The sequence below is a fragment of the Halomonas sp. 3F2F genome, from assembly GCF_014897805.1.
Lineage (GTDB): Bacteria > Pseudomonadota > Gammaproteobacteria > Pseudomonadales > Halomonadaceae > Vreelandella.
On sequence record NZ_JABUZE010000140.1, the window covers coordinates 1 to 11,133 of the forward strand.

Annotated in this window: 8 protein-coding genes and 1 pseudogene; 4 read left to right on the plus strand and 5 right to left on the minus strand. The window is 50.5% G+C overall.

From position 1 onward, the window contains the following. Positions 1–63 precede the first annotated feature (63 nt). Positions 64–186 (minus strand): annotated as a pseudogene (locus INT21_RS15150) (NYN domain-containing protein); the annotation flags it as partial. A 33-nt stretch (positions 187–219) separates the two neighbouring features. Beyond that, the gene (locus INT21_RS15155) at positions 220–1,101 is read right to left on the minus strand and encodes a LysR family transcriptional regulator (RefSeq protein WP_193067730.1); all 882 of its coding nucleotides are present in this window, start codon (positions 1,099–1,101) and stop codon (positions 220–222) included. A gap of 253 nt (positions 1,102–1,354) precedes the next feature. Between INT21_RS15155 and INT21_RS15160 the strand changes: the two genes are divergently transcribed. From INT21_RS15160 to INT21_RS15170, 3 genes are read left to right on the plus strand one after another with little or no spacing between them, the layout of a single operon-like run. Then, positions 1,355–2,518 carry a M20 metallopeptidase family protein gene (locus INT21_RS15160; RefSeq protein ID WP_193067731.1) on the plus strand — a complete coding sequence of 388 codons (1,164 nt, stop codon included), beginning with the start codon at positions 1,355–1,357 and terminating at the stop codon, positions 2,516–2,518. A gap of 14 nt (positions 2,519–2,532) precedes the next feature. Further along, the gene (locus INT21_RS15165) at positions 2,533–3,957 is read left to right on the plus strand and encodes a YfcC family protein (RefSeq protein WP_193085415.1); all 1,425 of its coding nucleotides are present in this window, start codon (positions 2,533–2,535) and stop codon (positions 3,955–3,957) included. Between the two features lie 14 nt (positions 3,958–3,971). Then, positions 3,972–5,078, plus strand: a complete 1,107-nt coding sequence (locus tag INT21_RS15170) for a mandelate racemase/muconate lactonizing enzyme family protein (RefSeq protein ID WP_193085416.1) — start codon at positions 3,972–3,974, stop codon at positions 5,076–5,078. Between the two features lie 223 nt (positions 5,079–5,301). On the opposite strand, the gene INT21_RS15175 is transcribed toward INT21_RS15170, so the two are convergent. The 3 genes from INT21_RS15175 to INT21_RS15185 all read right to left on the minus strand — a co-directional run bounded on the left by INT21_RS15175 (position 5,302) and on the right by INT21_RS15185 (position 9,287). Then, on the minus strand, positions 5,302–6,189 hold the full coding sequence (locus INT21_RS15175) for a LysR substrate-binding domain-containing protein (RefSeq protein WP_193067733.1): 888 nt from the start codon (positions 6,187–6,189) through the stop codon (positions 5,302–5,304). A 74-nt stretch (positions 6,190–6,263) separates the two neighbouring features. After that, positions 6,264–8,123, minus strand: a complete 1,860-nt coding sequence (locus INT21_RS15180; RefSeq protein ID WP_193067734.1) for a TRAP transporter permease — start codon at positions 8,121–8,123, stop codon at positions 6,264–6,266. A gap of 153 nt (positions 8,124–8,276) precedes the next feature. Beyond that, positions 8,277–9,287, minus strand: coding sequence for a TAXI family TRAP transporter solute-binding subunit (locus tag INT21_RS15185; RefSeq protein ID WP_193067735.1), 1,011 nt, complete (start codon positions 9,285–9,287; stop codon positions 8,277–8,279). Positions 9,288–9,743: 456 nt separating this feature from the next. Between INT21_RS15185 and INT21_RS15190 the strand changes: the two genes are divergently transcribed. After that, on the plus strand, positions 9,744–10,997 hold the full coding sequence (locus tag INT21_RS15190; RefSeq protein WP_193067533.1) for a 2-aminoadipate transaminase: 1,254 nt from the start codon (positions 9,744–9,746) through the stop codon (positions 10,995–10,997). Positions 10,998–11,133 lie beyond the last annotated feature (136 nt).

Here is an 11,133-nt window from a genome sequence, read left to right on the forward strand (position 1 = left end):
AGTTGTTAAGGCCTCTCCGCAACGTGAAGTAAGTCAACTACGTCGTAGGATGAACGCTTACGCCACAACGTCTCTGTCAGCGGTTACTTGTGCCCAAAATTTGTTGTAATCAAAGTTCTTACCATACGCTTCCCGCACGGTGTAATAGACGTTTTGGATATCAACAAATATCGCAACTTTTGTCATTAGATATAATCTTTTTTGTCGTTAATGATGAAATCAATGTGATTCTTCGGCGAGCTGGCATAGTGTTTTTACTGCCGCTGGCTGGCGGCCCTTTTGCCAAGCAAGCATGAGATCCGTGGCTATTGGCAAGTCGTCTAATTCATAGGCGACAATGTCTTCGTCCCCGAGTGCCATGATGCTGGGCATAATCGCATACCCCATTCCCGTAGCAACCAAACTGCGAATAGTGATGTCATCGCGACATTCCTGAACAGTATTGGGTTCGAAGCCTACCTTCTGAAAGCATCTATCTAGCCGGTCGAAGCTGCCCGGCGTTGAGGTTCGGCTAAACCGAATGAATGGCGCGTCGTGAAAATCCTTAAGCGAGGTCGGGGTAGTCGCTATGAGAGGGTGGCATCGACTGGTGAAGACCGCCATACGAAAGCTGGCTAACGGATAGTAGTCTAGCCGTGGCTCATCTTCTCGTTCAATGAAGAGAATGCCGGCATCGAGCCGACCCGCCAGAATCGCCTCTGCCTGGGGGCCTGACAACATTGATTCTAGCGTTAACTGTGTTGAGGGGTAGCGTGAGCGAAATCTGCTGATGAGTGCTGTGATGCTGGGAATATAGGGATGTATGGTGCTAATCCCGAGCGAGAGACTTTCACGGTAACCATTGGCAATATCGCGTGTTTTCTTCGCGACACTTTCGAGTTCTGACAGTAGGCGCTGCCCATTGGCATATAGGTAATGCCCCGCTTGGGTCAAAGATACCCCTTTGCGGTCACGATAAAACAGGATTGCCCCGATATCGGCTTCAAGCTGATGTATCTGTCGCGTCAAGGCGGGCTGAGCGATCGGTATCTGCTTGGCTGCAGATGATATCGAACCCGCTTCGACCACCGCCAGGAAGTACCTTAGTTTTTTTGTGTCCATGTCCGCTCCCGGAGACGCCACGATGCGCGTCTCATTTCATACAGAAAATACAACTAAAGTCTCATCTCATAAAGGTATGACGCTATCGGGAAGAAGTATTTTATTCGCACTAAGCGTTACAACATACTCAAAACCAATCTGGTTAAGCGCATAACGGCGTACGCGACTCATGTTGCACAAGTATGCGTTCCTGCGGACGCCAGATGGCGCACTTCTCCCAGGCTTACCACTTTACAACAAGGTTTTACCTCTCATGACGTTATCAGCCATTGAGCTTGAGAAAATGATCACGTTTCGTCGGGAACTCCACCAGCACCCAGAGTTATCTGGCCAGGAGTCTATAACCGCTGAGCGTATTGCAATGATGCTACGTGGCTTGGGGGTAGATGAGGTGCATGAGAAGATAGGCGGCCACGGTGTGGTCGGCGTCATTAAAGGCGCCAGCACGGGGGCAATCGTTGGGCTTCGAGCCGATTTCGATGCTCTGCCACTCGAGGAGGCTAATCAGTTTTCGCATCGTTCCAGCCAGTCAAATGTAATGCATGCATGTGGGCATGACGGCCATACGGCAATGTTGATGGCTGCTGCTGCACAGTTGGTTAACCAGCGCCCGGCGCGGGGAAATGTCGTGTTGATTTTTCAACCCGCCGAGGAAATTGGTACTGGTGCTGAAGCGATGCTTGCGGAGGGGCTTCAGGAGAAATTCTCGCTTGATGCGATATTTGGACTACACAATTGGCCAGGTGTAGAGGCCGGGCGTTTTGTTATCCATGACGTCCCTCATATGGCATCAAGCGACGACTTTGAGGTGACGTTCCACTCCACCGGTGGACATGGGGCGATGCCTCATCTCACAACAGACCCCATCGTCGCGGCCAGCCTATTTACAACCGCTATTCAACAGATTGTCAGTCGTAATATTGACCCCCAAGACATCGCTGTTATCAGTCTGGGTAGCCTGCAAAGTGGCCATGCTAGCAATATTATTCCGGCGACTGCTCGGCTGACGGGTACCGCGCGCTGCTTTAAACCTGAGCTACGCAAACGTCTGGAGAGGCGAATTAGCGACGTGGCGGAAGGGGTTTCCAAGGCAACAGGGTGCGACGTCACACTCGACTACGTTCCTTCAACACCAGCGGTTGCCAATGACCGCGGTTGTGCCCAGCTGTGCCGCGATGTGGTGGTGCAGCGTTGGGGGCATGAACAGCTGGTAGAGCACCCAGTCAGCATGGGAGCTGATGATATGGGGGCTTTTCTTACCCATGTTCCAGGTGCCTATGCATGGATTGGCAATGGTTCAGGGCCACAAACACCAAAACTTCACCAGCCTGACTATGACTTTAACGATGCCATTCTGTCGATTGGAAGCGACTTCCTGACAAGTGTGGCAATGCAGTTTCTCGATAACCATCAATAAACTGGGGATACCCCATGACGTCTCTCGAAAAAACAATGACACACGAGAAGAGTTCACGACCAACATTTCGCTTCCCGCATATTTTTGTCGTGTTGTTTAGCTTTATCTGTCTCGCTGCTTTATCAACCCACTTTCTTCAGGCGGGTAGTTATGAGCGTATAGCCAATGAGCAAGGGCGTACGGTTGTAGTGCCAGACAGTTATGCGGCGGTGGAAGCGCAAGAAGCTGGCTGGTTAAGTCCGTTCATGGCGGTCTTTGAAGGGATGGGTGAAGGCAGTAGCATTATCTTCTTTATTTTTATCTCAGGCGGCGCGTTTGGCGTGCTGAAAGCAACCGGGGTACTACAAAAAGTCGTTGCCAGTATCAGTAATGCGCTTACTGGGCGTGATCTCATTCTTATCCCTTTACTGATGCTTTTATTTGCGATGGGAGGAGCAACCTTCGGGCTCGCAGAGGAAACAATTGCTTTTATCATTATCCTTGCACCGCTGCTGCGTATGCTGGGGTATGACTCTATTACGGCCGCAGCGGTACCTTTGGTAGGTGCTGGTGCCGGTTTCTCTGCAGCGTTTATGAATCCTTTTACCGTTGGCGTTGCCCAGGATATCGCTGAGCTCCCGATGTTTTCTGGAATGACTCTGCGGGCCTGTTACTGGCTAATATTCGTCAGTATCAGTATTGCTTTCGTCACTCGCTATGCGGCCAAAGTGAAAGCGCATCCCGAAGCGAGCCTTGTCTTTAATAATGACCGCCGCCAATTTGGTAAACCACAAGCCAATGAAGACCCAGGTGCATTATCGGCTGCCGATAAACTCGTCCTCGCTGCTTTCGTAGGCACCATTCTTGTTATTGCCTATGGCGTGATACGTCACGGCTGGTATATCGGTGAGATGTCTGGCGCCTTTCTCTTGATGGCTATTTTAATCGGTGCATTTGCGCGTATGAACCCGAATAAAATTGCCGACCACTTTGTTGAAGGCATTCAGGAAATTGCGATGGGGGCACTGGTAGTGGGCTTTGCCTTTGGCATCCTGGTGATTCTGAGAAATGGGGAAATCCTGGATACGATTCTTTATCATCTCGAAGGGCTGCTGAGCGGAATGCCCGCGGTGGTTACTGCGGTATGTATGTTTTTTGTTCAACTTGTCCTGAACTTCTTAGTCCCTTCTGGCAGTGGTCAAGCAGCACTGACCATGCCTTTGATGGTGCCTCTTGCGGATCTTGTGGGAGTCACCCGTCAGACGGCTGTCCTCGCGTTTCAGTTTGGTGATGGCATTTCCAATATTCTTACCCCAACGTCGGGATATTTCATGGCAGGGCTTGCGGTGGCAGGTGTGTCGTGGAGTAAGTGGATCAAATGGATACTTCCATTAGCGATTCTTCAACTGGGTATGGCAAGTCTGATGATTGCGCTGGCTCAGATCTTTTCCTGGACATAAATAAGGCATCAATAATGCGTATTAACAAAATCACGGTCTATGGTGTGCGTCTTCCGCTTAAACAACCATTTAAGATTGCCTATGACACTTATCACGATATCGCCAGCCTGATTGTCAGCATCGAGACTGCTTCTGGCCAGATTGGCTGGGGTGAGGCCGTGGTAGATCAGCATGTGTCGGGAGAAACGTATCTTGGCGCACGAGAAATCATAACCCGTGAGCTAGCGCCGTTACTAATGGGCGCCGACGCCAGTGATATTGCGCAATTCCATCATGCTGCCAACCGTAAAATTCGCCATAACCCCTCGGCGAAAGCAGCTCTCGATATTGCGCTTCACGACCTGGTGGCGCGTGAGTGCGGAAAGCCGCTTTATGCGCTGCTAGGTGGGCGTAGCCATACTAGATTGGAACTTCCATACGTTATCAGCATGTTAGCGCCGGAGGAGATGGCGCGTCAGGCGAAAGAGGCTGCTCGGCGCGGTTATCAGTCGATCAAAATCAAACTGGGAGATACGCCGGAACATGATGTTGAGCGGATTGCGCGGGTTAGAGAAGCACTAGATCGATCGATTGCGTTGCGCGTGGATGCCAATCAAGGGTGGAGTGCAAAGCAAGCACTTCAGGTCATTCGGCATGCAGCGCCCTATCAAGTGGATTGGTTTGAGCAACCCGTCGCTATGGAGAATCTCACCGCCATGGCCCGTGTGACGCAGTCAACTGATGCCATGATTATGGCTGATGAGCCTATTCATGGTGTTAAAGAAATGCTGGAGGTGATTCAACTAAACGCTGCTGACATGGTGAACATCAAGTTAATGAAATCCTCCGGCTTACGTCCTGCTATGGCGATGGCAGAGGTCGGAATGGCGGCGGATATACCCTGCCAGATCGGCTCTATGGTGGAGTCCTCGATCGCGACGCTCGCGGGTGCCCACCTAGCGCTGGCGCATCCCAATATTATTGCGAATGACTTGGTGGGACCTGCCATGATTGGGGAGGATGTTGCCCAGATGCCGGGAGATGAAACGCATATTGTGTTGGACGACTCACCTGGACTTGGCGTGACTATCGATAGGAGTCGAGTGCGGGATCTCAGCGAATTTGTCGACACCATTGACTAAATCAAGATGTACTCTCGGGTAGGAGTGACGTAAGAAGATGTTCTCTTCTTTGGTGCTTCTGCCCGGTAGTTATCAATGCTGTTATAAAATCTCAAGCGTATGAATATATAAACATATTAATAGCGTTAAGCTTTTAATAGGGGTTAAATGAGGTAATTGTTTGGCACAAAGCAATTGTTAGTTGTTTAGCTATAACATAGCAGTGCGTAGTATTGTGCCAGTATCAATCACTGAACTGGGTAATATGCTCTACAAAGCGTCGCACTTTGGCGAGTTCCCCCAAGTGTTCAGGGTAAACAAGGTAATAAGCACTCTCACTGAGCAGCCGATATGGCCAAGCGACTGTCAGTCGGCCACCTTCCAACTCTTCATCGACGGTAAAGTGAGGAACCAGTGCAACCCCACCGCCTGCCATTGCCGTTCGCACCAGCATAGGAAAGGTCTCGAAGCGGGTGCCATGATAGCTACGGTCAGTGATGATCTCTTGGTTTGCAAACCAATGGTGCCATGCGTCAGGGCGTGTCGAGAGGTGAAGTAGCGGTAGTTGTGTTAAGTCATCCACTGACTGGATGGGGTGCCGAGCGAGTAATTCAGGGGAAGCAACCGCGACCATATCCTCATCAACAAGCTTATGACAAGCAAGGCTTGGCCAACTGCCATGGCCATAAAACAGAGCAATATCGATATCTTGCTGCTCAAGATCGAAATCTTTTACGCGGTCATGAAACTCCAAACTAATGCCTGGATTGGCGGCTAGAAAGGTGGGCAACTTATTGGCCAACCAGCGGCTACCGAAGCTAGGTAAGGTGGCGATTTTAAGAACCTCGCTATTACCGCTGTAGGTCATTATCGCTTGCGTCGACATCTCAATTTGAGTGAGCACTTTGCGTACGTCACTTAAAAAAATGGCCCCTTCTGGGGTTAGCAGCAGGCTGCGTCGCACGCGACGAAATAGCTTGTGTTGCAAGGTGGCTTCAAGGTGCGCGACTTGTTTGCTGACAGCACTTTGGGTGAGGTTTAGCTCATCTGCTGCGCGAGTAAAACTCATATGGCGTGCGGCTGCTTCAAAGCATTGCATAGCCGCCGTAGAAGGAAGATTGCGTGATGCCAAACCTGGCGCTCCTGATGACCTGAAAGCCGCCCCGGCGACTAAGCGCCGGGGGGAAGCTAGGTTTTTATAGTGGCTCATTGGGCGAGCGTTGCAGCCTCCTGGGATTTATCAGGTCGGCGCGATTGAAGCCAGCCCACTGTCACCATGGCAAGCAAGCCTAAGCCGCTGGTTAGCAACTCGGGAACCACCATGGCAAGCCCTGCGACTAACAGTACCAGACGCTCCCCGAAGAAGGAATCACGTACAAAGTAACCGAGTAGTGCGCTGCTGACGCCCATAATCCCTACGAGTGAAAAGAACAGCGCGCTTAACAGTCCCAGCAGCGTAGGTTCGACTAATACCAGCATAGGATTATAAATGAAGGCATAAGGAATAATAAACGCACCAATCGCCAATTTAACCGCCGTAAAGCCAGTCTTCATGGGGTTGGCTTGTGCAATGCCTGCGCCCGCAAACGCGGCTAAACACACGGGAGGCGTAATATCGGCGATGATGCCGAAATAAAAGACAAACAAATGCACTGCCATTGGCGGAAGGCCGAACTCATTAATCAGTGCTGGTGCGGCAATGGTGGCAGTGACCACATAGTTTGCTGTGGTGGGTAACCCCATGCCCAAGACAATACAGGCAATCATCGTGAACAACAGCGCAAGTATCAAAACGCCATCCGCTAAGCTAATAATGCCAGCAGCAAATTTTGACCCCATGCCTGTCATGCCTACCACGCCAGCGATAATGCCTGCGCAAGCGACCGCTGCGATCACTGGCAGTGCCACGCGCGCCCCTTTTTCAAAAATAACCAATATATCTTTTAACGAAGGGCGTGTTTCTTTGCGCGCCAAACTGACAGCGAACGCACATGCGATACCCAGTAGCGCTGCTCGTTGAGCGGTAAAGCCAACGCTAATAGTCGTAATAATGACCAGCAAAGGCAGCAGCATGTAGCCTTTTGACAGTATCAGCTTACGCTTGCTGGGCAATTGATCTTTAGGAAGGCCGAGAATGCGATGACGTTTGGCTTCGAAATGCACCCCGATAAAAATACCCGCAAAATAGAGAATGGCGGGAATCAGCGCCGAAAACATGATTTCGCGGTAAGAGACGCCCACGTACTCCACCATGATAAAAGCCGCAGCACCCATTAAGGGCGGCATGATCTGCCCGCCGGTAGAGGCTGATGCTTCGACTGCTCCTGCTACTTCGGGCTTGAAGCGGGCATTTTTCATCATAGGAATGGTGAAAGAGCCAGAAGCCACGGTGTTGCCGATAGAGCTTCCCGAAATCATCCCCTGAAGCGAACTTGCTATAACGGCGGCTTTACCGGCACCACCCGTAAAGCGCCCGGTTAACGCAAAGGCTAAGTCATTAAAGAATCGGCCGACGCCGGTATGCATCAGAACAACGCCGAAAAACAAGAACAAGAAGATAAAGCGCGCCGATATTTGCAGGGGCGTGCCAAAAACGCCGCTTTCCCTAAACCATAAGTAGGGAGACACCTGCTCAAGAGAGAAGCCCGGATGAGAAAGCAAAGGGCTGGGGATCAAGTTGCCAAACAGCGCATAGAGAATTGCCAACGTAGCCATGACAACAATTGGCATACCAACAGTACGGCGAGTTGCTTCTAGTACAAACAGCACGCCGAGTGCGGCAATTGTTAGGTCAAAGGCTGAATAGCCCGTAACCCTTGCACGCAGGACTTCTTCATAAAACAGGATTTTATAGTAGGCGGCAAAGGTGGCTACGAAGGCGAGTATTACGTCGTACCACGGCACGCCATTACGCCTGCCCGCACCGCGCGTTGCAGGGAATAAGATAAAGATCATCCCCAAGGCAAGCCCTAAGTGGACAGCGCCTTGCTGCTGTGACGGGAGCGTACCAAAATAAGCGGTATAGAGATGAAAGCACGTCAGTGATACACCCATGAGGGTGATCATCCAGCCCCACTTGCCTAGCTGTAGTGCAGAGCGTACTTGTGACTCACGATCATACTTTTCTAAAAGCGCCGCTTCGTCAGGAGTTTTTTTTTATCCACGATTAAACCTCATACATATAACGCCGCTGGCTTAGCCAGCGGCGAAAAGGGAACATCAATCAGTTAGATCACTTAGGCTGTCAATATTGGAGCGTTCACGGGTGATAATCTGAATGACTTCAGGGTAGATGTGCCCGATAAAGGCGACGTTATCAATCGCGCCACTTTCGAACTCTCCGCGTCCGGCAACGGCATCTTGTGCCGGTGCGTGTACGGTCATCCCGAGATCCATACCGTTATCACGAATGCTCACTAAGTTTTCGATTGAAGCGCCAGTTTCAATATTGGTGAAGTTATGGTTTTCCAGGTAACGGTTCCAAATGGTGGCCATCTCACCGCCTAGTGGGTAGTAAGTGCCGCCTTGGCTACCGGTACCTAAAATAAACTCTTCTTTGGCTTCAGTTTCGCCAAGCTCCGCAACCGGGTTATTTACGGTGAGGCCTTGCTCTTCGTAATATTTTTTAGCACCGGGGTGAATGGGGAGACCTTCTGAACCATTGAGTGCATTTTCAAGGGTAATGAACGCAGATTGAGAGTGCGTGTTTTCTTCAGCATGTTCATGCATTAAACGCGCGAGTTCATAACCCAGGTCTTCATCAATAGTATTTGTGTTGCCAACTAAAATGGCATAAGCCGTAATAGTATTTACATCTTCATTTTGAAAAGCATAACTATTAGCGGGAATCGTAAAGCGCTTATAGGCACTATTCTCTTCAATATAGTCAATAGCGTCATCGCTTAAACTAATTAGGCGTGCATCACCACTTGAGGCTTGTAAGTTCTCGATGCTGCCAGAAGGTAGACCAAGAATGCCGATAGAAATATCGATGTTGCCATCTTGCACACCATCGAGTGCAGCACCAAAGCCTTCTTGATAGGTCTTGTACTTATCGCTACCAATACCGTAGGCATCAAAAAGTAGTTGGGAAACGCCTTGAGTGGTGCTGGCAGGGGGGCCAATAGCAATATTAGGTTTGCTGTCGCCACCACAACCTGCCAACAGAAGAGTCGCGCCTACGCCGCATAGCACTTTTGGTGACAGTACTTTAGAAGTAATGTTTTTCATGTTAACTCCTGCTAATTAAATTATTTATAATAAAATTCTGCTTAGCAATTCTCGCAAGCCGACCGTCTGGGGATCGGTCAGCGAAAAGAGCGCGAAAAAGTAGCTGGCTATTGTTCACGTATGCCGCCCGACAGACAAAAGAAATTAAGTTGCGTACGCATTCCATTTTGTCATGCCATTTGGCATTAATAAATACTTTTCATAATCAATGATTTGCGATTTATGTCAGTACGTGCGGCGTGATGCTTTTTTTAATATTTTTTGATCTTTTTTAGTATCATAGGTGTCAGCACTGAGTACCTGTGCTAGGCGGCACCCGTTCCTGCTTTTAAATCACTCGGCTATTTTCTATGTATTCCTATTGGGCATGCATTTAGCGTTTTTTTTCGTTTGTGATCTGCTATTTGAACCTGTTTGATAAGGGAACACTTGGCAATTTCAGGAGCGTTTACGACGATGGACCTTCCCAACGTCAGCAGTGCATTAGGCATCCTCCATCCCATTTGCATTACTAAAGGGCGTAATGCAGAGGTGTGGGACGAATCAGGGCGGCGTTATATCGACTTTATTGGCGGTATTGGTGTGCTTAACTTGGGGCATGGCCATCCAGCGGTGGTCGAGGCCGTCAAGGCTCAGGTCGATACCCTCATGCATTCAGCGTTTAATGCCTTGCCGCACCGTGGCTACCTCTCTGTCGTAGAACGACTTGACCAGTTTGTGCCGGTTTCTTATCCGCTGGGATGTATGTTGACGAACAGTGGTGCGGAAGCGACTGAAAATGCTCTGAAAGTGGCCCGTGGTGTCACGGGTCGCCAGGGCGTGATTGCCTTTGACGATGCTTTCCATGGCCGCACCTTGGCCGCACTCAATTTGAACGGCAAAGTTAAGCCCTATAAAGCCGGTTTAGGCGCGCTACCTGGCCCGGTTTATCACCTGCCGTTCCCCAGCCAGGATAGTGGGATATCCGCCGAGCAGTCGCTAGCGGCCCTAGAGCGTGTATTTGACGTAGAAATTGCCCCCAGTGAAGTGGCGTGCGTCGTCGTTGAACCCATTCAAGGGGAAGGTGGTTTTCGCTTACTTTGCCCCCAGTTTGCGAAAGCGCTGCGGGAAATCTGCGATCAGCACGGTATTTTATTGATTTGTGACGAAATCCAATCAGGCTTCGGACGAACCGGTAAACGCTTTGGCTTCAGTCACCTCGGCATCGAGCCTGACCTGCTTCTGTTAGGAAAAAGCATTGCCTCAGGTCTTCCTCTGGCCGCCTTGGTAGGGCGTAAAGAGTTAATGGATGCTTTACCCAAAGGCGCGTTGGGAGGTACCTATTCAGGCAATGCGGTCGCGTGTGCAGCTGCATTGGCAGTGATGGATATCATGCAAGACGAGGCGCTAAGCGCATGGGGTAATGCCCAAGAAGCGGCGATTGTGAGTGCTTACCAGCGCTGGAAAGCAAGCGAGCGTTTTCCCATGCTAGGAGCCATGACCGGTGTTGGCGCGATGCGCGGTATCGTCTTTGAAGATACCGACAATGCTACGGGGGGAGAGCACTTAGCTAACCTATTGGCTGCGGGGCGTGATGCTGGCGTTTTGCTAATGCCCAGTGGCCGCAAGCGTAATGTCTTACGCTTATTGCCGCCATTGACCACTGAACCAGACGTCATGGCAGAAGGGCTAGGGCTCATCGAGCAGGCGCTGGAGACGCTCAAAGCATGATCGCAATGGTCAGCGAAGTGGCAGTGCGAAGTGGCTATGTTGCGTTTCTCGACGCCTTGCGCGCTCGTGGCTTCGAAGGCGAGATTGCCCCTGACTATGCCAACCGCACGGTGCTGGCAACGGATAACTCGATTTA

What these genes read in the sequence shown, in the direction of transcription:
- INT21_RS15190 (WP_193067533.1), top strand. Translation starts at nt 9,744, where the DNA reads ATGGACCTTCCCAACGTCAGCAGTGCATTAGGCATCCTCCATCCCATT.
- INT21_RS15185 (WP_193067735.1), bottom strand. Translation starts at nt 9,287, where the DNA reads ATGAAAAACATTACTTCTAAAGTACTGTCACCAAAAGTGCTATGCGGC.
- INT21_RS15160 (WP_193067731.1), top strand. Translation starts at nt 1,355, where the DNA reads ATGACGTTATCAGCCATTGAGCTTGAGAAAATGATCACGTTTCGTCGG.
- INT21_RS15180 (WP_193067734.1), bottom strand. Translation starts at nt 8,123, where the DNA reads ATGATCACCCTCATGGGTGTATCACTGACGTGCTTTCATCTCTATACC.
- INT21_RS15170 (WP_193085416.1), top strand. Translation starts at nt 3,972, where the DNA reads ATGCGTATTAACAAAATCACGGTCTATGGTGTGCGTCTTCCGCTTAAA.
- INT21_RS15165 (WP_193085415.1), top strand. Translation starts at nt 2,533, where the DNA reads ATGACGTCTCTCGAAAAAACAATGACACACGAGAAGAGTTCACGACCA.
- INT21_RS15155 (WP_193067730.1), bottom strand. Translation starts at nt 1,101, where the DNA reads ATGGACACAAAAAAACTAAGGTACTTCCTGGCGGTGGTCGAAGCGGGT.